Raw genomic sequence first — 23,901 nt, forward strand, 5'->3', positions numbered from 1 at the left:
ACGAATGAGCGCAGCGATTTCGGCCCGCCTACCCGGCGGGCTTTTTTTCTCCTGTCTCCTGCTGCCGTAGCGCATAACCCTTCGGTCTATCGGGTCAATAGCCGAAAACTTCCTCCAAGTCCTTGTGAAGCCGGGAACAATCCCCAAATGGGCGAGGCAATTGCTCTACAATCTTCATTCTCCCGCTCGCGAGTGATTCATGGTTCCCCACCTCGTTACCGCGTTGAACGGTCCGCTGCTCGAACTCGAGCAGAAGATCCTCGACGCGACGCCTGCGATCGAACGCTGGTTCAGGCTCGAATGGCAGGAACACACCCCGCCGTTCTATTGTTCGGTGGACCTGCGCAACGCCGGCTTCAAGCTGGCGCCCGTCGACGCGAACCTGTTCCCCGGCGCGTTCAATAATCTGCCGTCCGAAGTGCTGCCGCTCGCCGTCCAGGCCGCGATGGCCGCGATCGAGAAGATCTGCCCGGACGCGAAGAACCTGCTCGTGATTCCCGAGCTGCCGACCCGCAACGCGTTCTACCTGGAAAACGTCGCGCGGCTCGCGACGATCATGCGCCAGGCCGGCCTGAACGTGCGCTTCGGCTCGCTCGACCCGAGCATCACCGACATGACGCCGATCACGCTGGCCGACGGCCAGAAGATCGTGCTCGAACCGCTCGAGCGTTCGCAGCGCCGCCTCGGCCTGAAGAATTTCGATCCGTGCTCGATCCTGCTGAACAACGACCTGTCGGCCGGGATTCCCGCCGTGCTGGAAAACCTGCACGAGCAGTACCTGCTGCCGCCGCTGCACGCGGGCTGGGCCGTGCGCCGCAAGTCGACGCACTTCTCGTGCTACGACGACGTCGCGAAGAAGTTCGCGAAGATGGTCGGCGTCGATCCGTGGATGGTGAATCCGTATTTCGCGCACGTCGAAGGCGTCGACTGGCAGGCGCATGAAGGCGAGCAGGCGCTCGCCGACGCGATCGACGGCGTGCTGAAGAAGATTGCGCGCAAGTACCGCGAATACGGCATCAGCGAAAAGCCGTACGTCGTCGTGAAGGCCGACGCCGGCACCGCCGGGCGCGGCGTGATGACCGTGCACGATGCGGCCGAGATCGGCCGCATGTCGAAGGCCGAGCGCGCGCAGATGGCCGAGTCGAAGGCCGGCCTCGCGGTGCGCGACGTGATCGTGCAGGAAGGCGTCTATACGTTCGAGCGCGTCGGCGACGAAGTCGCGGAGCCGGTCGTATACATGATCGACCGCTACGTGGTCGGCGGTTTCTACCGCACGCACGGCGGCCGCGAGCGCGACCAGAACCTGAACGCGCCCGGCATGCACTACGTGCCGCTCGGCTTCGAGCACACCGCGCTGCCGGATGCCGGCGCGAAGCCGGGCGCCGCGCCGCCGAACCGTTTCTACATGTACGGCGTCGTTGCGCGCCTGTCGCTGATCGCGTCGTCGATCGAACTGGAAAAGACCGATCCCGAAGCCATCCAGGTGTAACGGCTTCGCTACGTACAGGACCCGCATGGACATTCTCTTTATCGCCGACCCGCTCGAGCGCTTCAAGATCTACAAGGATTCGACCTACGCGATGATGGCGGAGGCCGCGCGGCGCGGGCATGCGGTGTACGCGTGCGAGCCGCGCCACCTCGCGTGGACGGGTTCCGCCGTCGAGGCCGACGTGCGGCGCATCACGATCGTCGGCGAGCTGGACGACCTGCATCGCGACACCTGGTTCGAAGCCGGTTCGGTCGACGCGCGCCGCCTCGAATCGTTCGGCGCGGTGCTGATGCGCAAGGATCCGCCGTTCGACATGGAGTACGTGACGTCGACGTGGCTGCTCGAGCTGGCCGAGCGCGCCGGCGCGCGCGTGTTCAACAAGGCGCAGTCGATCCGCGATCACTCGGAGAAGCTCGCGATCGGCGAGTTTCCGCAGTTCGTCGCGCCGACGCTCGTCACGCGCGATGCGAACCGGCTGCGCGCGTTCCACGCCGAGCACGGCGACGTGATCCTGAAGCCGCTCGACGGCATGGGCGGGATGGGCGTGTTCCGCGTGAAGCCGGACGGGATGAACCTCGGTTCGATCGTCGAGATGCTGAGCCACGACGGCACGCGCTCGGTGATGGCGCAGAAATTCATCCCCGAGATCAAGGCCGGCGACAAGCGCATCCTGCTGATCGGCGGCGCGCCGGTGCCGTATTCGCTCGCGCGGATTCCGCAGGGCAACGAGGTGCGCGGCAATCTCGCCGCGGGCGGGCTCGGCGTCGCGCAGCCGCTGACGCCGCGCGATCGCGAGATCGCCGAGACGCTCGGGCCGGTGCTCGCCGCGCGCGGTCTGCTGCTGGTCGGGCTCGACGCGATCGGCGACTGGCTGACCGAGGTGAACGTGACGAGCCCGACGTGCTTCCGCGAAATCATGGAGCAGACGGGTTTCGACGTCGCCGCGATGTTCATCGACGCGCTGGAGCGGGCGGCCGCGTAGCCCGCTTTCCGCGCAACCCCGGCGGCGGCCGCGCAGGTCCCCCGTCGCCGGAGCGGTTCGACCGGCCTGCTACAATGCCCGCTTGCCCGGTGCCGCGACCAGCGCGCCGAAGGCCCGGCGGTCGGGCCGAAACCGTTGCAAGGTTGAACATGAAACGATTCCCACACTCGCTATGCTCGTTGCCCCGCTGCGGGGCGTCGGCCCGCCAGGGGCGGCCGGGGGCAGTCTGACATGGCCGGGATTCTGATCATCGCGCACGCGCCGCTCGCCACCGCGCTGCGGGACTGCATCGCGCACATCTACGGCGGCGTGCCCGCACGCATCGGCTGCATCGACGTGCTGGCGGACAGCGACCCCACCCAGGTGATGGCGTTCGCACACGCGGAGCTCGCGCGGCTCAGGGAAGAGAACGGCGTCGTCGTGCTGACCGACATGTACGGCGCGACCCCCGCGAACATCGCGGGCCAGCTCGCGAAGCTCGACAACGTGCGCGTGCTGGCGGGCGTGAACCTGCCGATGCTGGTGCGGGCCGTCTGCTACCGTACCGTGCCGCTCGACAAGCTCGTCGACAAGGCGCTGTCCGGCGGCGCGAAGGGCGTCCACGAGGTGTCGGCCGGCACGCCGCCGCCGCCGTCGGAAACCGGCTGCGGCCAGTGCGCGCCGATTCCGCCCGAGCCGCAACCGCGCACCGAATCGCACTGACCGTCCCGCTTCCCGTTTCCCGTTTTAGACCGACCCGCCGACGCACGTCGCCGGCGGCCGCGACCGACCCGACCGAGAATCATGCTTCAACAAGAAACCACCATCGTCAACAAATTGGGGCTCCATGCGCGCGCATCGGCCAAGCTTACGCAACTGGCCGGCAACTTCCAGTCGGAAGTCTGGATGACGCGCAACGGACGCAAGATCAACGCGAAGAGCATCATGGGCGTGATGATGCTCGCGGCGGGCATCGGCAGCAGCGTGACGATCGAGACCGAAGGTCCCGACGAACGCGAGGCGATGGACGCACTGCTCAAGCTGATCGCGGACAAGTTCGGCGAAGGTCAGTGATCCCCAGGGCCTCCCCGGGATCGTTGCCGTTTCGAAGCAGAATGCCGCGTGTGTCGCGGCATTTTTTTCGTCCGCAGCATTGATGCGGAAATCGCAATGCTGCGCTGCATGCAGTCAGCATGGAGGTACGGAATTTATAATCGCTAACCGGGGTCATAAGCGCATCGCAGCAGTGTGCCGCGGCTTTACTTGTACAGAGGAGGTGCGCGTGTCCTTCACGCTGCATGGCATTCCCGTCTCACGTGGTATCGCGATCGGGCGAGCGTATCTGATCGCGCCGGCGGCGCTCGACGTCGCCCATTACCTGGTCGAGGCGGACCAGATCGACGCCGAGGTCGAGCGTTTCGGCACGGCGCGCGAGGTCGTGGGGCGCGAGCTCGAGGCGCTGCGCGCCGACCTGACCGACGACACCCCGACCGAAGTGGGTGCGTTCATCGATGTCCACGCGATGATCCTGAACGACGCGATGCTCGTGCAGGAAACCATCGACCTGGTCCGCGCGCGGCGCTACAACGTCGAATGGGCGCTGACCGAGCAGCTCGAGCTGCTCACGCGCCACTTCGACGATATCGAAGATGAATACCTGCGCGAGCGCAAGGCCGACATCGAACAGGTGGTCGAGCGCGTGCTGAAGGCGCTCGCCGGTGCGCCGTCGGCGTCGCAGGCGCTCGATCGCGCCGCCGCCCACGGCCAGAACGAGATGATCGTCGTCGCGCACGACATCGCGCCGGCCGACATGATGCAGTTCAAGTCGCAGTCGTTCCAGGCGTTCGTCACCGATCTCGGCGGCCGCACGTCGCACACGGCGATCGTCGCGCGCAGCCTCGGCATTCCGGCCGCGGTCGGCGTCCAGCATGCGAGTTCGCTGATCCGCCAGGACGACCTGATCATCGTCGACGGCGACCAGGGGATCGTGATCGTCGATCCCGCGCCGATCGTCCTCGAGGAATATTCGTACCGCCAGTCCGAGAAGCTGCTCGAGCAGCGCAAGCTGCAGCGCCTGAAGTTCTCGCCGACGCAGACCTTGTGCGGCACGAAGATCGAGCTGTACGCGAACATCGAGCTGCCCGACGACGCGAAGACGGCCGTCGAGGCCGGCGCGGTCGGCGTCGGGCTGTTCCGCTCCGAGTTCCTGTTCATGCATCAGAAGGAGATGCCCGAGGAGGAGGAGCAGTTCGCCGCGTACAAGCGCGCGGTCGAGTGGATGAAGGGCATGCCGGTGACGATCCGTACGATCGACGTCGGCGCGGACAAGCCGCTCGAGGCGCTCGACGAAGGCTACGAGACGGCGCCGAACCCGGCGCTCGGCCTGCGTGCGATCCGCTGGAGCCTGTCCGAGCCGCAGATGTTCCTCACGCAGCTGCGCGCGATCCTGCGCGCGTCCGCGTTCGGGCAGGTGAAGATCCTGATCCCGATGCTCGCGCACGCGCAGGAGATCGACCAGACGCTCGACCTGATCCGCGAGGCGAAGCGCCAGCTCGACGACGCGGGGCTCGCGTACGATCCGAACGTGCGCATCGGCGCGATGATCGAGATTCCGGCCGCGGCGATCGCGCTGCCGCTGTTCCTGAAGCGCTTCGATTTCCTGTCGATCGGCACGAACGACCTGATCCAGTACACGCTCGCGATCGACCGCGCGGACAACGCGGTCGCGCACCTGTACGACCCGCTGCATCCGGCGGTGCTGCACCTGATCGCCTATACGCTGCGCGAAGCGAAGCGCGCGGGCGTGTCGGTGTCGGTATGCGGGGAGATGGCGGGCGATCCGGCGCTCACGCGCCTGTTGCTCGGGATGGGGCTCACGGAGTTCTCGATGCACCCGAGCCAGCTGCTGGTCGTGAAGCAGGAGATCCTGCGCGCGCACCTGAAGGCGCTCGAGAAGCCGACGGCCGACGTGCTGGCCGCGTTCGAGCCGGAGGAAGTGCAGGCGGCGCTCAAGCGCCTGTCGGTCGCGGAACCGCGCGCGGACGCGGCCGCCTAGGCGGCGCGGGCCGCGCCCCGGGACCGTCGCGCGCGTCGCGACGGCAGCGAAACGTCAGGCATGCGCCGCTCGGCGCATGCCTCCCGCGCGCGTCAGTGCCGGCCCTGGCACACGGGGCAGTCGGCCTGGCGCGCGATCTTCATCGTCGTCCATTCCATCCGCAGCGAATCGAGCATCATCAGCCGGCCATTGAGCGTCGTGCCGATCGCGCCGATCACGCGCAGCGCTTCGGCGGCCTGCATCGCGCCGATGATCCCGACCGTCGGCGCGAACACGCCCATCGTCGCGCACGCGACTTCCTCGAACGGCTGGTCTTCCGGGAACACGCACGCGTAGCAGGGCGCGGCCGGGTCGCGGAAGTCGAACGTGCTGATCTGGCCGTCGAAGCGCAGCGCGGCGCCCGACACGAGCGGCACGCCGTGCGCGACGCACGCGCGGTTGATCGCGTGGCGCGTCGCGAAGTTGTCGGTGCAGTCGAGCACGACGGTGGCCTGTGGCACGTGTTCGTCGAGCCACGCATCGTCGACGCGCGCCGCGACCGCATGCACGGTCACGTCCGGGTTCAGTTGCGCGAGCGCGTCGCGCCCCGATTCGACCTTGCTGCGGCCGACCGACGCCGTCACGTGCAGGATCTGCCGCTGCAGGTTCGTGAGGTCGACCGTGTCGGCGTCGACGAGCGTGATCGTGCCGACCCCGGACGCCGCGAGATACATCGCGGCCGGCGAGCCGAGACCGCCGGCGCCGACGACGATCGCATGCGCGTCGAGGAAGCGCTGCTGCGCCTCGATGCCGATTTCGTCGACGAGGATGTGGCGGGAGTAGCGGAGGAGTTGATCGTCGTTCATGGGGAGTTCGTGAGCGAGGCCGAAGTGCCGGCGTATCGGTTCATTCTAGGGCCTGCTCACGCCAATAGCGGGCTTGCGAACGGTTTTTGCCGGTCGCAATGCAAGGCGTAGTGAGGTGCGCCCGCCGTTTGCGCCGAGCCGGACAAGCGACGATCGACGCCACGGTGCGGCCGGCAAGATACGTTCCCCTGTTCGGGAAAACTCATTCGTGGGGCTGGCCGCCAGAAGGGCCCGCGATTGGCGTGAGCAGGCCCTGCGCACATGAAAAACGGGCCATCGCGGTCGTCCCGCGATGGCCCGTCGGATACCGGCCGGCGCTTACTGCGGTGCCGACGCGGGCTTCGGTGCGGCCGCCTTCGCGCCCGACGCCTTCGCGGCGGGCGTGGCCTTGCCGGCCGGGCTCTTCGCCGTGCTCTCGGCGAGCAGCGACTTCGATTCCTGCACCGGCTTGCCCTCGAGCTTGTTGAGCGCCTGCTGCATCATGAAGTCGTCGGCGCTGCCGAACTCGATCGGCTTGCGATCGCGGTCCTTCTGGCGTTGCTCCGGCGTCTTCTTGTCGTTCTGCTCCTCGAGGACGCGCAGCTGGTCCATCCGGCGCTGCTCGCGCTCTTCCTGTTCCTTCTTCTCGTTCGGATCCTGCGTGTTCGCGAGGTGGTTCGTGTAGTCGACCTCGCGCGTCACGAGCACGTCGTCCGGATCGCCGTCCGCATACTGATCGACCGGCACGTCGGGCGTGATGCCCTTGTTCTGGATCGAACGGCCGCTCGGCGTGTAGTAGTAGGCGGTCGTCAGGCGCAGCGCGGTGTCGGCCGTCATCGGACGGACCGTCTGCACCGAGCCCTTGCCGAACGTCGTCTTGCCCATGATCTGCGCGCGCTTCGAATCCTGCAGCGCGCCGGCGACGATTTCCGACGCGGATGCCGAGTAGGCGTTAGTCAGCACGACCATCGGCACGGTCTTGAAGACCGGCGGCAGGCCCTTCAGCGGATCGCCGTCGAAGGACGGCAGGCGGTAGTTGTCGTAGGTATCGCGGTAGACCTGCTTCGAATCCGGGATCTGGCCGTTGGTCGACACGACGACGGAGTCGGGCGGCAGGAACGCGCCGGCGACGCCGACCGCGCTTTGCAGCAGGCCGCCGCCGTTGTTGCGCAGGTCGACGATCAGGCCCTTCAGGTTCGGCTGCTGGCGTGCGATGTCCTGCAGCTTCGCGGCGAGATCGGGCGTCGTGCGCTCCTGGAAGCTCGTGATCCGGATGTACGCGTAGCCCGGGTCGAGCAGCTTCATCTTCACGCTCTGGACCTTGATGATCGCGCGCGTGACCGTGATCGGGAACGTGCGGTCGTCGCTCTTGCGGAAGATCGTCAGCGTGACCTTGGTGCCCGGCTCGCCGCGCATCTGCTTGACGGCCTTGTCGAGCGTCATGCCGCGCACCGGCTTGTCGTTGATGCGCGTGATCAGGTCGCCCGGACGGATGCCGGCGCGGAACGCGGGCGTATCCTCGATCGGCGAGATCACCTTGACGAGGCCGTCTTCCTGCGAGATCTCGATGCCGAGACCCGCGAAGCGGCCCTTGGTCTGCTCCTGCAGCTCGTCATAGTCGGTCTTGTCGAGGAACGACGAGTGCGGGTCGAGGCTCGACACCATGCCCTTGATCGCCGCCGTCAGCAGCTTCTTGTCGTCGACCGGTTCGACGTACTCGCGCTTGATCTGGCCGAACACTTCCGCGAACAGGCGGAGCTGGTCGAGGGGAAGCGGTGCCGTGGCGGTCTGCTCGGCCGACGCCGAAACCTGCAGCGTGGCGAATACGCCCGTGGCGAGGCCCGCGGCAATCAGGCCGATGTTCTTCAATTTCATTCGCATAGAGAGTCTGGTGCGGTCGGAAAGCGCGTGGCGGTAGCGGGGATGTAGCGGACAAGTATAACTGTTCGTCCGAATACTCAGTGCAACGGTGCGAAATGGCCCGGAAGCCGGTTCCGAAGCCCGAGTCCCGGCAGCGGGCGCCGGACGCGCGGCGGATTCGAAAGCGGGTTCGACAGCGCCGGGGCCGCGAAGGTTCGCGCCGCGCGCCGGGGTGGCCGGGCAGGCCGCGCGCGCGGCGGCCTGCCCGGCATGACGGGTATCAGCCCGCCTTGCCCTGCTTCGCGACGGCGGCCTGCGCCTTCGCGATCGCGTCCTGGTCGCCCAGGTAGTAGTGCGTGATCGGCTTCAGGTTCTCGTCGAGCTCATACACGAGCGGCACGCCGTTCGGGATGTTCAGGCCGACGATGTCGCTGTCCGAGATGCCGTCGAGGTACTTGATCAGCGCGCGCAGCGAGTTGCCGTGCGCGGCGATCAGCACCTGCTTGCCCGCCCGGACCGCCGGCGCGATCGACTCGTTCCACAGCGGCAGCACGCGCGCGACCGTGTCCTTCAGGCACTCGGTGAGCGGCAGCTGCTCGCGCGGCACCTTCGCGTAGCGCGGATCGTTGAACGGCGCGCGTTCGTCGGTCGGCTCGAGCGCCGGCGGCGGCGTGTCGTAGCTGCGGCGCCACACGAGCACCTGGTCGTCACCGAACTTGGCGGCCGTTTCCGCCTTGTTCAGGCCCGACAGCGCACCGTAGTGGCGCTCGTTCAGGCGCCACGAGTGGACGACCGGCAGGTACATCAGGTCCATCTTGTCCTGCACGTGCCACAGCGTGCGGATCGCGCGCTTGAGCACCGACGTATACGCGATGTCGAACGTGTAGCCGGCCTCCTTGAGCAATTCGCCGGCCTGGTAGGCCTCGTTGCGACCCTGTTCGGTCAGGTCGACGTCGACCCAGCCGGTGAAGCGGTTTTCCTTGTTCCACGTCGATTCGCCGTGGCGGATGAGAACGAGTTTGTACATGGATCTTGCGGTCGGTAGTGATAGGGAAGCGGGGCGCGTCGCGCGGTACCCGGTCCGGGCCCGCCATCGCGCAAGACGGTTATTTTATAATGGCGGGATTGTCCTCATCCGATTTCTCTTTTTCCGGCGGAATTCCGTGACGTTCTTTACCGATTACACGAACCTGGCCCTTATCGCGATCCTGCTGGTTTCCGGCGGCCTGCTCGCATGGCCGGCCCTGCGCCGCGGCCGCGGCGGCCTGTCGGCCGCTGAGGCGACGCAACTCATCAATCGCCGCAACGCGGTCGTGATCGACCTGCGTGCCGCGTCCGACTTCGCCGCCGGCCACCTGCCGTCGGCGCGCCAGGTCGCCGCCGGCGAGATCGGCGCGAAAATCGCGCAGGTCGCGAAAAACAAGAGCACTCCGGTGCTGCTCGTCTGCCAGAACGGCCAGCAGTCGCAGAAGGCGGCGCGCGAGGTCGAGGCGGCAGGCTATGCCGAGGTACACGTGCTCGAGGGCGGCGTCGCCGCCTGGCAGCAGGCCGGGATGCCGGTCGTCAAACAAGGAGTGGCGAAGTGAGCAAGGTTTTGATGTACAGCACGCAGGTGTGTCCGTATTGCATTCAGGCCGAGCGCCTGCTGAAGCTGCGCGGCGTCGAGCAGATCGAAAAGGTGCTGATCGACCGCGATCCGGCCCGCCGTGACGAAATGATGACGCGCACGGGCCGTCGCACGGTGCCGCAAATCTATATCGGCGACACGCACGTCGGCGGTTACGACGATCTGTCGAAGCTCGACCGCGAAGGCGGGCTCGTGCCGCTTCTGCAAGCGGCCTGAATAGGGCAGAATGGCCGCCGGTCGCGCCGCGGCTCGAGCGCGCAGGATTCAACCGAGGCGGCCGGCGTGAAGCCGGGCCGTCTCGTCACCACTTTTAGGGAAACACCATGTCCGACGTCGAAAACCAACCGTTCTTCAATATCCAGCGCGTCTACCTGAAGGATATGTCGCTCGAGCAGCCGAATTCGCCGGCGATCTTCCTCGAGCAGGACATGCCGTCGGTTGAAGTCGAAGTCGACGTCAAGGCCGAACGCCTCGCGGAAAGCGTGTTCGAAGTCGTCGTGTCGGGTACCGTCACCGCGAAGGTGAAGGACAAGGTCGCGTTCCTGATCGAAGCGAAGCAGGCCGGCATTTTCGACATTCGCAACATTCCCGACGAACAGCTCGACCCGCTCGTCGGCATCGCCTGCCCGACGATCCTGTTCCCGTACCTGCGCTCGAACATCGCCGACGCGATCACACGTGCGGGCTTCCCGCCGATCCACCTGGCGGAAATCAACTTCCAGGCGCTGTACGAGCAGCGTCTCGCGCAGCTTCAGCAGCAGCAGGCCGGTGCAGCAGGCGCGCCGAACGGCACGACGCTGAACTGACGTTTCACTCCGGACCGGTGCTGGGTATGAAAGTAGCCGTTCTCGGCGCCGGTGCCTGGGGCACCGCGCTCGCGGGCCATCTGGCCGCGCGGCACGATACGCTTCTCTGGGCGCGCGACGCCGCGCTGATCGCCGGGCTGCAGGCCCGGCACGAAAATTCCCGCTATCTGGACGGCATCGCGCTGCCCGATGCGCTGCGCTACGAAGCCGATCTCGGCGCCGCGCTCGCGCACGGCGCCGCGGACGACGCACTGTGCGTGATCGCCGCACCCGTGGCCGGGCTGCGCACGTTGTTCGGTGCGATGCGCGACACAGGCTGCGTGCCCGCGCATGTCGTGTGGGTCTGCAAGGGCTTCGAGGCCGACACGCATCTGCTGCCGCACCAGGTGATCGCGGCCGAGCTGCCGGGGCAGCATAGCAACGGCGTGCTGTCGGGGCCGAGCTTCGCCCGTGAGGTCGGGCTTGCGCTGCCCGTCGCGCTGACGGTCGCGAGCACGTCCGCCGAATGCCGCGAGCGGACGCTCGCCGCGTTCCATCACGGCGCGATGCGGATCTATACGGGTGACGACGTGGTCGGCGTCGAGGTCGGCGGCGCGGTGAAGAACGTGCTGGCGATCGCGACCGGCATCGCCGACGGGCTCGGGCTCGGGCTGAACGCGCGCGCCGCGCTGATCACGCGCGGCCTCGCCGAAATGTCGCGTCTCGGCGTCGCGCTCGGCGGCCGTGCGGAAACCTTCACGGGCCTCACGGGCCTCGGCGACCTGATCCTCACCGCGACGGGCGACCTGTCGCGCAATCGCACGGTCGGCCTGCAACTGGCGGCCGGCCGCTCGCTGAACGACATCCTCGGCGCGCTCGGCCATGTGGCCGAAGGCGTGCGCTGCGCGCAGGCCGTGCTCGCGCTCGCGCGCGCGCAGGCGATCGAAATGCCGATCACCGAAGCCGTGTGCGGCGTGCTGTTCGACGGCGTCGCGCCGCGCGATGCGGTCAGCGGCCTGCTGCGGCGCGACGCGCGCGCCGAATGACACCGGCGAATCACGCCGACGAATCACACAATATTTGCGGCCGGGCGCGCTCGCGCAAAGCGGGCGGCGCCAAAGCGCACTACGCTTGAACAGTCTCCGGCGTTTCGGGAGGGTGTCATGCTGCAGATCGGTTCCACCACGCTCGACGCGCAACGCGTCGATATCACGACGCTCGACGTCGACGCGATCGTCAACGCCGCGAACGGTTCGCTGCTCGGCGGCGGCGGGGTCGACGGCGCGATCCATCGCGCGGCCGGCCCGGGGCTGCTCGCCGAGTGCCGCACGCTCGGCGGCTGCGAGACCGGCGACGCGAAGCTCACGCGCGGCCACGGGTTGCCGGCCCGTTACGTGATTCATGCGGTCGGCCCGGTGTGGGACGGCGGCGGGCGCGGCGAGGCCGAACTGCTCGCGGCTTGCTATCGGCGCGCGATCGAGCTGGCCGAGGAGGTGGCGGCGACCTCGATTGCATTCCCGGCGATCAGCTGCGGCGTGTATCGCTATCCGGCCGACGAGGCCGTCGACATCGCGGTCGGCACGGTCGTCGAAATGCTGCCGCAGGCGCCGAACCTCGCACGCGTGGTATTCGCGTGCTTTTCATCCGACATCTACGACCTGTATCGCGCGCGGCTCGCGCGCATCTAGCGAGTTGGCGGATCCGGCCGCGCGGCGCGGGCCGGGCGGGCACGTCAGGCGCCGCCTTCGAAGCCGGCCTGGCGCCACGCCTCGAACACGACCACCGCTACCGTGTTCGACAGGTTCAGGCTGCGGTTGCCCGGCCGCATCGGCAGGCGCACGCGCTGTTCGTTCGGGAAGCGCTCGAGCACCTCGGCCGGCAGGCCGCGCGTTTCCGAGCCGAACACGAACCAGTCGCCCGGCACGAAGGCATGGTCGTGGAAGCGGCCCGAGCCGCGGGTCGTGAACGCGAACATCCGCGCGGGATCGGGTGCTTCGGCCGTGACGAACGCGTCCCAGTCGCGGTGCACGCGCATTTCCGCATACTCGTGATAGTCGAGGCCCGCACGGCGCATCTTCGCGTCGTCGAGCGGAAAGCCGAGCGGCTCGATCAGGTGCAGGCGCGCGCCGGTGTTGGCGCACAGGCGGATCACGTTGCCGGTGTTCGGCGGAATTTCGGGGGCGACGAGGACGACGTTGAACATGGTTGGGTCTGGCTGGGCCGGCCGGGGCGGAGCAACGTGCATGCCGTCCCGGCCGGCCGGTTCGTGACGGCCGTTGCCGCGTGCGGGCGGCCGGCCTCTATCTAATCTAATTAATCCCTGGCGGTGCGCAGCGCAACCAGATTCGTCACGCGCGCGGCACCTGCCGCCTTCAATGCCTGCGCGGCCGCCGCGAGCGTCGCGCCGGACGTCATCACGTCGTCGACGAGCGCCACGTGGCGGCCGGTGAGGTCGCCCGCCACCGCGAACGCCGCGAGCACGTTGTCGCGCCGCGCGCGCCGGTCGAGCCGCGACTGCGGCGCAGTCTCGGCCACGCGTGCCAGCAGCGCCGCGTCGGCGCGCACGCCGAGCCGGCGCGCGAGCGGCCGCGCGATCGCCCACGCCTGGTTGTAGCCGCGCGCGACGAGCCGTCGGTGCGACAGCGGCACCGGCGCGATCACGTCGAAGCCGCCCGCGGCGCGCATCGCGTCCGTGTCGCCCACCCGCTGTGCGAGCCGGGCCGCGAATTCGGCGCCGAGCGCGAGTCGCGCGTGAAACTTCAGGCCGCGCGCGAGCCCGTCGAGCGGCGCGCGGTAATCGGCGAGCGCGAGCGTCGCATCGAACGGCGGCGGCGTCGCGCGGCATGCGTCGCACCGGTAAGCGGACGCGGGGCCGGCGTCACCGTGCCGGCCGCGGCCTGCACGCGGCCTTGGCCGCCCGACGCCCAGCGGCACCGCGCAGACGTCGCAGCGCAGCCGCGCTTCATTCCAGTACGCGGCGTCGCAGGCGCTGCAAATCACCGTGTGTGACAAATTGCCGCACAGCGCGCATCGATTCGGCAACGCGAGCGCGACGACGCGCACGGCCAGCGCGCGAACCTGCGACAAAACGACGCGCATCGGACGCGGGGCGGAACTGCGATCCATCGCGAACACTCCTGGCGGGCCCGCCTCGATGAAGGCTGCGAGGCGAGCGAGTATACTTCGGGCTCTTCGCCAGTGTGCCCGACATGTCCTCAGCTTCGACTTCAACCGGCCGTCCGGCCAATGACGCCCGGCGTTTGCGGCGGATCTTCGATCGCCGCGCCGCCGCGTTCGACGCGGTCGCGTTCCTGCCGCGCGAGATCGCGCAGCGGATGAACGAGCGCCTCGAATACATCAAGGTGAGCCCCGCGGCCGTGCTTGACGCGGGCTGCGGCCCGGGCGACGACCTGCCGGCGCTGCGCGCGCGCTTTCCCGAAGCCCCGGTGTTCGGCGTCGACCTGTCCGGCGCGATGCTCGCGCGGGCAGGCCAGCGCGAGGTCGAGCAGACGAGCTGGCGCCGCTGGCTGCCCGCGTCGCTCGGCCGGGCGCTGGGCCAGCGCGGCCCGCGCGTCGCGCAGGCCGACTTCTCGGTGCTGCCGTTCGCGGCCGGCGCGTTCGACCTGATCTGGTCGAATCTCGCGCTGCACTGGCATTCGCGTCCCGATACGGTGTTCCCCGAATGGCAGCGCGTGCTGCGCGTGAACGGCCTGCTGATGTTCAGCACGCTCGGCCCCGACACGCTGCGCGAGCTGCGCGCGGCCTGCGCGGACGCCGAAGCGGCGGTCGGCATCGCGCCGCCCGCCGCGCGCGTCGTCGATTTCGTCGACATGCACGACCTCGGCGACATGCTCGTCGAGAGCGGCTTCGAGATTCCGGTGATGGACCAGGAAGTGCTGACCGTCACGTACAAGACCCCCGATTCCCTGCTGGCCGACGTGCGCCGCTGGGGTGCCTATCCGTTCGACCGCGCGGTGCCGCAAGGCGCGGCGCGGCGCTTTCGCGCGGCGCTCGGCGACGCGCTGGAGGCGCGCCGGCGCGCGGACGGCACGATTCCGCTGACGTTCGAGGTGATCTACGGCCACGCGTGGAAGGCCGTGCCGCGCACGACCGCCGAGGGGCACGGGATCGTGCGCATCGAAGATATCGGAAAGGGGCGTCCGAAGAATCGGTAAAGCGGTAAAGAGGGGTTTTGTTATGTCTGAAATTAGCGGCGCAAAGCGGGGTCGAATTGACGCCGAAAATGGCCGGGAAGCTTGTGGCGCTTGGCTCGCGGGCCGATAGCCGCTTGCTTGTGGATGCCATTGAACCCGCCTATAATGCGTCAGCTTGTCGTCCCGGGGTCCCCGCAATACGGGCCGACGAGTCCGATGCAGGCATGCATCGCATGCCATTCGCGTGAGGCGGCGATGGAAGCAGCGAGGGTGTTGGCGGAAGCGGCGAACGGTGAACCGGTCCTCGAAGACTGGCTCATGAAACGCAACTGTTCGGTGTCGCCGCGCCAGTTCGTGCTGTTTTACGCGTCGCTCGCGAGCTTCTCGCTGGTGATCGCGGCAGTGCTGATGTGGCGGGGGGCCTGGCTCGTCATGCCCTTCACCGGAATCGAATTGCTGGCGGTCGGCGTCGCGTTTGCGATCCATGCCCGTCATGCGGTCGATTTCGAGCGCATCAGGCTGTTTCCGCACCGGCTCGTGATCGAGCGGATGGATGCGGAGCGGCTCACGCAGATCGAATTCAACCCGCGCTGGGTGCGGGTCGAGCCGGGTGCGACGCCACGCGATCCGATTCGACTGGTATCGCGCGGGCAGACCGTCGTAATCGGGCAGCATCTCGCGCAGCACAAGCGTGCGCAGTTCGCCGACGAACTGCGCGTGTCGCTCAGGCGCTGCGGCTGACGAGGCGCGGGCACCGGCCGGAACAGGCCGGCGGCTTGCGACGGGGGAGGGTTTGAATGGAAATTTTGGGTAAGGATGCTATGAAAACAATCAAGCGAGCCCTCACGGGCGTGCTGGCATGCAGCGGATTGCTCTTTGCCGGCGCGGCTCTGGCGGTCGGTGATAGCCCGGGCGGCCCCCGCGTCAACGAGATCAACTTTCAGCCGCCTGTCACGAAGATCGCCGAGGAGCTCTACGATCTCCACACGATGATGCTGATCCTGTGTACGGTGATCTTCGTCGGCGTGTTCGGCGTGATGTTCTATTCGATCTTCGCGCACCGCAAATCCAAAGGCCACAAGGCCGCCAATTTCCATGAAAGCACGACCGTCGAAATCATCTGGACGATCGTGCCGTTCATCATCGTCGTGCTGATGGCACTGCCGGCCACGAAGGCCGTCGTCGCGATGAAGGACACGACCAACGCCGATCTCACGATCAAGGTCACCGGCTACCAGTGGAAGTGGGGCTACGACTACGTGAAGGGTCCGGGCGAGGGCATCAGCTTCCTGTCGACGCTCAGCACCCCGCGTGACGAAGTGATGGGCAAGAAGCCGATCACCGAGACCTACCTGCAGGAAGTCGACAACCCGCTCGTCGTGCCGGTCAACAAGAAGATCCGGATCATCACGACCGCGAACGACGTCGTTCACTCGTGGTACGTGCCCGCGTTCGGCGTGAAGCAGGATGCGATCCCCGGCTTCGTGCGCGATACGTGGTTCAAGGCCGACAAGGTCGGCACGTTCCGCGGCTTCTGTACCGAACTGTGCGGCAAGGAACACGCGTTCATGCCGGTCGTGGTCGTCGTGCTGTCGGACGACGACTACGCGAAGTGGGTGACCGCGCAGAAGGCCAAGCTGGCCAGCGCATCGGTCGATCCGAACAAGGTCTACACGATGGCCGAACTCGTCGCGCACGGCGAGGAAGTCTACAAGGCGAACTGCGCGGCCTGCCACCAGGTGAACGGCAAGGGCCTCGGCGCGTTCCCGGCGATGGACGGCAGCCCGATCGTGAACGGTCCGATCGCCGGCCACGTCGAGCGCGTGCTGCACGGCAAGGGTGCCATGCCGTCGTGGGCGTCGCTGTCGGATCTCGACATCGCATCGGTCATCACGTACGAGCGCAACTCGTGGGGCAACCACAAGAACGACCTGCTGCAGCCGAAGCAAGTGACTGACGCGCGCAACGGCAAGATGCCGGAAGACACGGCGGGCGCGGCAGCGCCGGCAGAAGCGGCTTCGGCACCGGCGCAAGCCGCGTCGGGTGCGGCCGAGCAACCGGCGGCAGCGTCGGCATCGGCGGCTGTGTCGACGATCTACTTCGAAACGGGCAAGAGCGTGCTGCCGGCCGACGCGAAAGCGGCGATCGCCGCCGCGGCCGACTATGCGAAGGCACATCCGGACGCGAAGCTCGCGCTGTCGGGTTTCACCGACAAGACGGGCTCGGCCGACGCGAACGCCGAACTGGCGAAGCATCGTGCACAGGCCGTGCGCGACGCGCTGAAGGCAGCAGGCGTGGCGGAAGACCACATCATCATGAAAAAGCCGGAAACGATCACGGGCGGGGCTGACGCCAAGGAAGCCCGGCGTGTCGAGATCGGGCCGGCGGCTTGACGTGTCGCTGAGTTAGTCGACGTATTCGCATTAGGAGATTCTCATGTCTAGCATCGGGCACGACGTAGCCGCGGACCACGCGCACGACGACCACGCGCACGAAATGCCGCACGGCTGGCGGCGCTGGCTGTTCGCCACCAACCACAAGGACATCGGTACGCTGTACCTGCTGTTCTCGTTCATCATGTTCCTGTCGGGCGGCGTGATGGCCCTCGGCATCCGTGCCGAGCTGTTCGAGCCGGGCCTGCAGATCATGCGTCCGGAGTTCTTCAACGAACTCACGACGATGCACGGCCTGATCATGGTGTTCGGCGCGATCATGCCGGCGTTCGTCGGCTTCGCGAACTGGATGATTCCGCTGCAGATCGGCGCGTCCGACATGGCGTTCGCGCGGATGAACAACTTCAGCTTCTGGCTGCTGCCGGTCGCGGCCGTGCTGCTGGTCGGTTCGTTCTTCGCGCCGGGCGGCGCGACGGCCGCCGGCTGGACGCTGTACGCACCGCTGTCGACGCAGATGGGCCCGGGCATGGACTTCGCGATCTTCGCGGTCCACATCATGGGCGCGTCGTCGATCATGGGCGGGATCAACATCGTCGTGACGATCCTGAACATGCGCGCACCGGGCATGACGCTGATGAAGATGCCGATGTTCGCATGGACCTGGCTGATCACCGCGTACCTGCTGATCGCCGTGATGCCGGTTCTGGCAGGCGCGATCACGATGGTGCTGTTCGACCGCCACTTCGGCACGTCGTTCTTCAACGCGGCAGGCGGCGGCGACCCGGTGATGTACCAGCACATCTTCTGGTTCTTCGGCCACCCCGAGGTGTACATCATGATTCTGCCGGCGTTCGGGATCGTGTCGCAGGTGATCCCGGCGTTCGCACGCAAGACGCTGTTCGGCTATAGCTCGATGGTGTACGCGACGGCGTCGATCGCGATCCTGTCGTTCATGGTCTGGGCGCACCACATGTTCGCAACGGGCATGCCGGTCACCGGCCAGCTGTTCTTCATGTACGCGACGATGCTGATCGCGGTGCCGACGGGCGTGAAGGTGTTCAACTGGCTCGCGACGATGTGGCGCGGCTCGATGACGTTCGAAACCCCGATGCTGTTCGCGATCGGCTTCCTGTTCGTGTTCACGTTCGGCGGCCTGACGGGCCTGATGCTGGCGATGGCGCCGCTCGACATCCAGTACCACGGCACTTACTTCGTGGTGGCGCACTTCCACTACGTGCTGGTGGCCGGCTCATTGTTCGCGCTGTTCTCGGGCTGGTACTACTGGGCGCCGAAGTGGACGGGCTGGATGTACAACGAGACGCGCGGCAAGATCCACTTCTGGTCGTCGATGATCTTCTTCAACCTGACGTTCTTCCCGATGCACTTCGTCGGTCTCGCGGGCATGCCGCGCCGCTATGCGGACTACCCGGCGCAGTTCACGGACTTCAACCAGGTGGCGACGATCGGCGCATTCGGCTTCGGCCTCGCGCAGGTGTACTTCCTGTTCGCGGTCGCGCTGCCGGCCTACCGTGGCGGCGGCGAGCTGGAAAAGGCGTCGGACAAGCCGTGGGATGGTGCGACGGGCCTCGAGTGGACGGTGCCGAGCCCGGCTCCCTTCCACACGTTCGAGCAACCGCCGCACGTCGAATAAGTTTCACCCTGCGCTCCGCCGCTGCCTGCCGCTCAGGCAGGCGCGGCGGGCGCCGAATCGATGGATCAGCGAAGTTTCAGATGAACCGGAATCCACAAGAAAGACGAACGCCCGCGCAGATTCGCGCGGGCAACAAGCGGCTCGGCCTCATCCTGCTCGTCATCGCCGCCGTTTTTTTTGTGGGTGTCGTGATCAAGCAGTGGTGGCTGTCCACTCACTGATGCAGTAACTGACGCAGTAGCGAGGAAGTAGTCGTATGTCGAAGCCGGAAGAGGGCGCCGTCGATCGCGCGTTCAATCGTTCGATGCTGGTGAAGCTCTTCGTCGTGGCCGGACTGATGTTCGGCTTCGGCTTCGCGCTGATTCCGATGTATCGCGCGATTTGCCAGATCACGGGCATCAACAACCTGGTGCAGCGCGATGTCAGCGAACGCGAGGTGAAGAACTCGCAGGTCGACTACAGCCGCACGGTGTCGGTCGAGTTCGATGCGAATGCGCGCGGGCCGCTCGGTTTCAAGCCGGAGCACAACAGCCTCGACGTGCATCCGGGCGAGCTGACGACGATCGTGTACGACGTGACCAACGGGCAGGGCCGGCCGGTGGTGGCGCAGGCGATTCCGAGCTACGCGCCGAAGCAGGCGACGGAATTCTTCAAGAAGATCGAGTGTTTTTGCTTTACGCAGCAGACGCTCGCTGCGAACGAGTCGCGCAAGATGCCGGTGGTGTTCGTGATCGATTCGAAGCTGCCGAAGGACGTGAAGACGATCACGCTGTCGTACACGTTCTTCGAGCTGAATACGCCGGCCGCGCCGGCGCCGGCGCCGCGCAAGACAGCGGCGCAGGGCGCGGCGAAGCCGGACGCATGACGACGGAGACGGGGCGGTGACAGAGACCAAGCGGAGCGGGTCGTTCGGCCAGGCGTTGCGAGCGGTGTTGTGGTCGTTCTTCGGGGTGCGCAAGCGGCGCGACCTGGAGGCCGACGCGACGCAGCTCAATCCGCTGCACGTGCTGATCGTCGCGTTGATCGCGGCCGGTGTGTTCATCGGCGTGCTGATCCTGATCGTGCGTGCGGTCGTGGGTTGAGGCCCGCGGCCACGAAGGAATGCAGTGCGTAGCGCCCGGGCGCTGCGTGCGGGAAAGAGCGGCGGCGGTCGTGCCGCGCAAGAAATAAAGCCGGAGCGGTTTCCGGTACACAAATTGGACTGAAGTGGAGAATCAAGCATGAGCGGTCAAAACCAGACCCCGTACTATTTCGTGCCGCATCCGTCGCAGCATCCGATCAGTGCGGCCATCGGCCTGCTGGTCATGCTCGGGTCGGCGGCGCTGTGGATCAACGGTCACGACTGGGCGCCGTTTACGGCGCTGCTCGGCCTGCTGTGGTTGCTCTTCACGCTGTATCACTGGTTCGGCGACGCGATCGCCGAGTCGGAAGGCGGTCATTACGGCAAGAACGTCGACAAGTCGTACCGCTGGAGCATGAGCTGGTTCATCTTCTCCGAAGTCATGTTCTTCGGCGCATTCTTCGGCGCGCTGTTCTACGCGCGTGAAATCGCGCTGCACCAGCTCGGCAGCCTCGACTACAAGCTGATCTGGCCGGACTTCTCCGCCGTGTGGCCGAACGAAGGCCCGGCCGCGCTTGCCGGTCACTTCAAGACGATGGGCCCGTGGCCGGTCCCGACGATCAACACCGCATTCCTGCTGGCGTCGGGCGCGACGCTGACGGTGTCGCACCACGCGCTGCGCGACGATCATCGCAAGAAGGCGATCGCCTGGCTGGCCGCGACGCTCGTGCTCGGTGTCAGCTTCCTGTTCCTGCAGGGCTTCGAGTACTACCACGCGTACAACGAACTGAACCTGACGCTGAATTCGGGCGTCTACGGCTCGACGTTCTTCCTGCTGACGGGCTTCCACGGCTTCCACGTGTTCCTCGGCGGCACGATGCTCGCGGTGGTGCTGGTGCGGATGATCCGCGGCCACTTCAAGCCCGATCACCACTTCGCATTCGAAGGCGCCGCGTGGTACTGGCACTTCGTCGACGTCGTCTGGCTCGGCCTGTACGTCGTCGTCTACTGGCTGTAAATGCAACAACGGCCCGCGCAGCGATGCGCGGGCCGTTTTCATTGGCGGGGACGGGGCAGCGGCTGGCTGCTTGCGCTCAACGCCAATCGGCGCCGCCGCGACTCAGTCAGGCGGCGCTTTTGCTTGGTGGCGCCGTTGTGCGGCGAAATGTCACAGCGGTCACGGCGGTCACGGCGGCTGCCGTGGCGAATGCATCAACGCCCGATCGGCAGGCCGGTCGAATGGATCCAGCCCATCCAGTTCGCGAACAGGATGAACAGGAACAGCGAGACCGACAGCCCGACGCGGGTGGCCAGCGACCACACCATGCGTTTCGTATGGCCGCGGTCTTGCATCATGAAGTAGAGCGCCGAGCCCATGCTGGCGACGATGAGGACGAAGGCGATGGGAACGAGGATGTGCATGACACGAACCGGACGACGGCAATTCGAAAGGAAGAGGATAATTATCGCACTTCGCTTTCGCGATTGCGCCTCGCGGGTGGCCCGATGAAGATTCGCTGGCTGCCTGCGCTGCTGATTCTCGTCGTCGTCGCGATCACGATTCGCCTCGGCTTCTGGCAGCGCGACCGCGCGCACCAGAAGGAAGCGCTGCAGGCGAGCATCGTGCGCTACGAGCACGCGGTGCCCGTCGACGTCGGTGCGCAGCCGATTCCGCTCGCATCGATCGAGTTCCACCGCGTGCGGGCGCGGGGCCGCTTCCTGCCGGAGCAAGCGGTGTTCCTCGACAATCGGCCGTATAACGACCAGCCGGGTTTTTACGTCGTGATGCCGTTTAAACTCTCGGGCGGCGGCGTCGTGCTGGTGAACCGCGGCTGGCTGCCGCGCAACATCGCCGATCGCACGGCCATCGAGCCGTTCCCGACGCCCGACGGCGACATCGAGATCGAAGGCATTGCGCGCGCCGATGCGTCGCGCGCGTTCGAACTCGGCGAAGGCGGCTCGGCCGCGCACCAGAAGATCCGGCAGAACCTGGAGGTCGCCGCGTATGCGAAGGAAACGGGGCTGCCGCTGCAGCCGTTCGTGATCCAGCAGACGAGCGACGACGGCGACAAGCTCGTGCGCGACTGGCCGGCGGCGACGACCGGTGTCGAGCGCAATTACGGTTACATGTTTCAGTGGTGGGCCATGGCGACGGCCGCGCTCGGCTTCGGCCTGTACGCCGCGCGGCGTGCGGCGAAGAAGTCGGCCGGCGCGTGAGCGCCATGCCAGGACGCGGCGCAAGCGCCGCGGGTTCGTTTCGAGAGGTCTGATTTGTCCATGCAATCTTCCCGTCAGGGTCCGGCCGCAGCGCCGATCTCGCCCGCGGCCCGCAAGCGCGGCCGCTGGATGCTCGTGCTGCTGGGTCTCGTGTGCGCGGCGCCGATCATCGCGTCGTACTTCACCTATTACGTGATCAAGCCGAAGGGCGGCTCGACCAACTACGGCACGCTGATCGAGCCGCAGCGGCCGATCCCGGCCGACCTGCAGGTCACCGACGAAACCGGCAAGACGGTGCCGCTGTCGTCGCTGCGCGGCGTGTGGCTGTTCGTGATGACCGACCGCAGCGCGTGCGACGACGCATGCGCGCAAAAGCTCTATTTCATGCGCCAGATCCGCGTCACGCAGGCGGGCGAGCGGCACCGGATCACGATGGTGTGGCTGCGCGGCGATGCGGGCGCGATGCCGCAGAAGGTGCTCGACGCGTATCCGGACACGCGCCGGCTCGTCGCCGATCCGGCCGCGGTGGCCGCCTGGCTGCCGGCCGACGCCGGCACGAAGGACAGCGACCACATCTACATGGTCGACCCGAACGGCAACCTGATGATGCGGTTCCCGAAGGACCCGAACCCCAGCAAGATCAAGTCGGACGTCACGAAGCTGCTGAAGTGGTCGAGCATCGGCTAAGGCGAGACAACGAGGCACACATTCGATGTCGTATCTACTGCAACTCGGCCTGATCGGCCTCTGCATCGCGCTGCTGCCGCTGTCGTACGTGTGGGTGAAGGCCGACGACAACAAGTTCCGCAAGCTGGTGTGGATCACCACGTTCCTGACCCTCGACCTGGTGATGTTCGGCGGCTTCACGCGGCTGACCGATTCGGGCCTCGGCTGCCCGGACTGGCCCGGCTGCTACGGCACGTCGTCGCCGTTCATCGCGCACGCCGCGATCACGGCCGCGCATCAGGCGATGCCGACCGGCCCCGTCAGCATGACGAAGGCGTGGATCGAGATGATTCACCGCTATTTCGCGATGGCAATCGGCGTGCTGATCATCGCGCAGGTCGTGATCGCCTGGTCCGCGCGGCTGCGCCGCCGCCCGCTGAACGTGTCGCCGTGGTGGCCGACGAGCCTGCTGCTGCTGATCGTCGTGCAGGGCGTGTTCGGCGCGTGGACGGTCACGATGAAGCTGCAGCCGGTGATCGTCACGACCCACCTGCTGCTCGGCCTCATGCTGCTCGGCACGCTCGGCTGGCTCGCGGCGCGGCAGACGCCGCTGCCGTCGCACGACCCGGAGGCCGGCCGCTACCGCGCGGCCGCGCTCGCGGCGCTGGTGCTGCTGGTCGTGCAGATCGCGCTCGGCGGCTGGGTGAGCACCAACTACGCGGTGCTCGCGTGTACCGATTTCCCGACCTGCAACGGCCAGTGGATTCCGCCGATGAACTTCGGCCAGGGCTTCCATCTGTGGCGCGCGCTCGGCATGACGAAGGACGGCGACGCCATCACGCAGGACGCGCTGGTCGCGATCCACTGGACCCACCGCACGTTCGCGTTCGTCGTGGTCGCGTACCTGGTCGCGTTCGCGCTGAAGATGCGCCGCTTCGCGTCCTTGCGGCGGCCCGCGAACGGCGTGCTGCTGGTCGTGCTGCTGCAGTTCGTGACGGGCCTGACCAACATCGTGCTGCAGTGGCCGCTGCCGGTGGCCGTCGCGCACAACGGCGGCGCCGCGATCCTGCTGCTGCTCGTCGTCATGTTAAACTTTCGCATCCTTTCAAGCCGCCCAGGCCGTGTCGTGCAGCCCGCGCGCGACGCCGCCCCGGCGTGA

27 protein-coding genes are annotated in these 23,901 nt (G+C 67.0%); 21 read left to right on the forward strand and 6 right to left on the reverse strand.

The window, feature by feature from the left end; all coding sequences use genetic code 11:
- Positions 1 to 199: 199 nt before the first annotated feature.
- From gshA to ptsP, 5 genes are all read left to right on the forward strand, one after another.
- On the forward strand, positions 200 to 1,489 hold the full coding sequence (gene gshA / locus U5771_RS06690; RefSeq protein WP_044848231.1) for a glutamate--cysteine ligase: 1,290 nt from the start codon (positions 200 to 202) through the stop codon (positions 1,487 to 1,489).
- 25 nt (positions 1,490 to 1,514) lie between these two features.
- The gene (gene gshB, locus U5771_RS06695) at positions 1,515 to 2,471 is read left to right on the forward strand and encodes a glutathione synthase (protein ID WP_322023250.1); all 957 of its coding nucleotides are present in this window, start codon (positions 1,515 to 1,517) and stop codon (positions 2,469 to 2,471) included.
- Positions 2,472 to 2,702: 231 nt separating this feature from the next.
- Entirely contained in the window at positions 2,703 to 3,173 is a 471-nt protein-coding gene (locus U5771_RS06700; RefSeq protein ID WP_044848229.1) for a PTS sugar transporter subunit IIA, read from the forward strand.
- Between the two features lie 81 nt (positions 3,174 to 3,254).
- Complete coding sequence (locus U5771_RS06705; protein ID WP_006752075.1) at positions 3,255 to 3,524, forward strand: HPr family phosphocarrier protein; 270 nt, start codon at positions 3,255 to 3,257, stop codon at positions 3,522 to 3,524.
- Positions 3,525 to 3,732: 208 nt separating this feature from the next.
- Positions 3,733 to 5,505, forward strand: coding sequence for a phosphoenolpyruvate--protein phosphotransferase (gene ptsP, locus U5771_RS06710; protein WP_322023251.1), 1,773 nt, complete (start codon positions 3,733 to 3,735; stop codon positions 5,503 to 5,505).
- Between the two features lie 92 nt (positions 5,506 to 5,597).
- On the opposite strand, the gene U5771_RS06715 is transcribed toward ptsP, so the two are convergent.
- The 3 genes from U5771_RS06715 to gpmA form a co-directional block, all read right to left on the reverse strand.
- Positions 5,598 to 6,350, reverse strand: coding sequence for a HesA/MoeB/ThiF family protein (locus tag U5771_RS06715; protein WP_322023252.1), 753 nt, complete (start codon positions 6,348 to 6,350; stop codon positions 5,598 to 5,600).
- A 318-nt stretch (positions 6,351 to 6,668) separates the two neighbouring features.
- Positions 6,669 to 8,210, reverse strand: coding sequence for a S41 family peptidase (locus tag U5771_RS06720; RefSeq protein WP_322023253.1), 1,542 nt, complete (start codon positions 8,208 to 8,210; stop codon positions 6,669 to 6,671).
- Between the two features lie 259 nt (positions 8,211 to 8,469).
- Complete coding sequence (gene gpmA / locus U5771_RS06725; RefSeq protein WP_121861025.1) at positions 8,470 to 9,216, reverse strand: 2,3-diphosphoglycerate-dependent phosphoglycerate mutase; 747 nt, start codon at positions 9,214 to 9,216, stop codon at positions 8,470 to 8,472.
- A gap of 136 nt (positions 9,217 to 9,352) precedes the next feature.
- Here gpmA and U5771_RS06730 point away from each other — a divergent pair, with 136 nt between their 5' ends.
- From U5771_RS06730 to U5771_RS06750, 5 genes are all read left to right on the forward strand, one after another.
- Entirely contained in the window at positions 9,353 to 9,775 is a 423-nt protein-coding gene (locus U5771_RS06730; RefSeq protein WP_322023322.1) for a rhodanese-like domain-containing protein, read from the forward strand.
- Positions 9,772 to 10,032 carry a glutaredoxin 3 gene (grxC, locus tag U5771_RS06735; protein ID WP_322023254.1) on the forward strand — a complete coding sequence of 87 codons (261 nt, stop codon included), beginning with the start codon at positions 9,772 to 9,774 and terminating at the stop codon, positions 10,030 to 10,032. Before U5771_RS06730 ends, grxC begins: the two co-directional genes overlap by 4 nt.
- 107 nt (positions 10,033 to 10,139) lie before the next feature.
- The gene (secB, locus tag U5771_RS06740) at positions 10,140 to 10,622 is read left to right on the forward strand and encodes a protein-export chaperone SecB (RefSeq protein WP_014895954.1); all 483 of its coding nucleotides are present in this window, start codon (positions 10,140 to 10,142) and stop codon (positions 10,620 to 10,622) included.
- A 26-nt stretch (positions 10,623 to 10,648) separates the two neighbouring features.
- Complete coding sequence (locus tag U5771_RS06745; RefSeq protein ID WP_322023255.1) at positions 10,649 to 11,647, forward strand: NAD(P)H-dependent glycerol-3-phosphate dehydrogenase; 999 nt, start codon at positions 10,649 to 10,651, stop codon at positions 11,645 to 11,647.
- Between the two features lie 117 nt (positions 11,648 to 11,764).
- Positions 11,765 to 12,289, forward strand: coding sequence for an O-acetyl-ADP-ribose deacetylase (locus U5771_RS06750; protein WP_322023256.1), 525 nt, complete (start codon positions 11,765 to 11,767; stop codon positions 12,287 to 12,289).
- Positions 12,290 to 12,333: 44 nt separating this feature from the next.
- On the opposite strand, the gene trmL is transcribed toward U5771_RS06750, so the two are convergent.
- Positions 12,334 to 12,804, reverse strand: coding sequence for a tRNA (uridine(34)/cytosine(34)/5-carboxymethylaminomethyluridine(34)-2'-O)-methyltransferase TrmL (gene trmL / locus U5771_RS06755; RefSeq protein ID WP_322023257.1), 471 nt, complete (start codon positions 12,802 to 12,804; stop codon positions 12,334 to 12,336).
- A gap of 110 nt (positions 12,805 to 12,914) precedes the next feature.
- A complete protein-coding gene (locus tag U5771_RS06760; protein ID WP_322023258.1) occupies positions 12,915 to 13,727 on the reverse strand; it encodes a ComF family protein in 813 nt (270 codons plus the stop codon).
- Positions 13,728 to 13,810: 83 nt separating this feature from the next.
- Here U5771_RS06760 and U5771_RS06765 point away from each other — a divergent pair, with 83 nt between their 5' ends.
- The 8 genes from U5771_RS06765 (at position 13,811) to U5771_RS06800 (ending at position 20,877) form a co-directional block, all read left to right on the forward strand.
- Positions 13,811 to 14,776 carry a methyltransferase domain-containing protein gene (locus tag U5771_RS06765; protein ID WP_322023259.1) on the forward strand — a complete coding sequence of 322 codons (966 nt, stop codon included), beginning with the start codon at positions 13,811 to 13,813 and terminating at the stop codon, positions 14,774 to 14,776.
- A 195-nt stretch (positions 14,777 to 14,971) separates the two neighbouring features.
- Positions 14,972 to 15,496, forward strand: a complete 525-nt coding sequence (locus U5771_RS06770; protein WP_322023260.1) for a DUF2244 domain-containing protein — start codon at positions 14,972 to 14,974, stop codon at positions 15,494 to 15,496.
- A 56-nt stretch (positions 15,497 to 15,552) separates the two neighbouring features.
- Positions 15,553 to 17,148, forward strand: coding sequence for a cytochrome c oxidase subunit II (coxB, locus tag U5771_RS06775; RefSeq protein WP_322023261.1), 1,596 nt, complete (start codon positions 15,553 to 15,555; stop codon positions 17,146 to 17,148).
- A gap of 43 nt (positions 17,149 to 17,191) precedes the next feature.
- Positions 17,192 to 18,799 carry a cytochrome c oxidase subunit I gene (gene ctaD / locus U5771_RS06780; RefSeq protein ID WP_014895962.1) on the forward strand — a complete coding sequence of 536 codons (1,608 nt, stop codon included), beginning with the start codon at positions 17,192 to 17,194 and terminating at the stop codon, positions 18,797 to 18,799.
- 80 nt (positions 18,800 to 18,879) lie between these two features.
- Positions 18,880 to 19,020, forward strand: coding sequence for a cytochrome oxidase small assembly protein (locus U5771_RS06785; protein ID WP_322023262.1), 141 nt, complete (start codon positions 18,880 to 18,882; stop codon positions 19,018 to 19,020).
- Between the two features lie 35 nt (positions 19,021 to 19,055).
- Positions 19,056 to 19,664 (forward strand): cytochrome c oxidase assembly protein, encoded by a 609-nt coding sequence (locus tag U5771_RS06790; protein ID WP_322023263.1) that lies wholly within the window; start codon positions 19,056 to 19,058, stop codon positions 19,662 to 19,664.
- A gap of 16 nt (positions 19,665 to 19,680) precedes the next feature.
- Positions 19,681 to 19,881 (forward strand): DUF2970 domain-containing protein, encoded by a 201-nt coding sequence (locus tag U5771_RS06795; RefSeq protein WP_006760730.1) that lies wholly within the window; start codon positions 19,681 to 19,683, stop codon positions 19,879 to 19,881.
- A 138-nt stretch (positions 19,882 to 20,019) separates the two neighbouring features.
- Complete coding sequence (locus U5771_RS06800; protein ID WP_322023264.1) at positions 20,020 to 20,877, forward strand: cytochrome c oxidase subunit 3; 858 nt, start codon at positions 20,020 to 20,022, stop codon at positions 20,875 to 20,877.
- Between the two features lie 194 nt (positions 20,878 to 21,071).
- Here the strand turns inward: U5771_RS06800 and U5771_RS06805 are convergent, their stop codons facing one another.
- Positions 21,072 to 21,281, reverse strand: coding sequence for a twin transmembrane helix small protein (locus tag U5771_RS06805; RefSeq protein WP_059599872.1), 210 nt, complete (start codon positions 21,279 to 21,281; stop codon positions 21,072 to 21,074).
- A gap of 84 nt (positions 21,282 to 21,365) precedes the next feature.
- On the opposite strand from U5771_RS06805, the gene U5771_RS06810 reads away from it, so the two are divergent.
- The 3 genes from U5771_RS06810 to U5771_RS06820 are packed head-to-tail and all read left to right on the forward strand — an operon-like array spanning position 21,366 to position 23,901.
- Positions 21,366 to 22,076, forward strand: a complete 711-nt coding sequence (locus U5771_RS06810; protein WP_322023265.1) for an SURF1 family protein — start codon at positions 21,366 to 21,368, stop codon at positions 22,074 to 22,076.
- Positions 22,077 to 22,136: 60 nt separating this feature from the next.
- Entirely contained in the window at positions 22,137 to 22,763 is a 627-nt protein-coding gene (locus U5771_RS06815; RefSeq protein ID WP_322023266.1) for a cytochrome C oxidase subunit I, read from the forward strand.
- Between the two features lie 25 nt (positions 22,764 to 22,788).
- The gene (locus U5771_RS06820) at positions 22,789 to 23,901 is read left to right on the forward strand and encodes a COX15/CtaA family protein (RefSeq protein WP_322023267.1); all 1,113 of its coding nucleotides are present in this window, start codon (positions 22,789 to 22,791) and stop codon (positions 23,899 to 23,901) included.

This window comes from Burkholderia sp. BCC1977 (assembly GCF_905339595.1).
Lineage (GTDB): Bacteria > Pseudomonadota > Gammaproteobacteria > Burkholderiales > Burkholderiaceae > Burkholderia.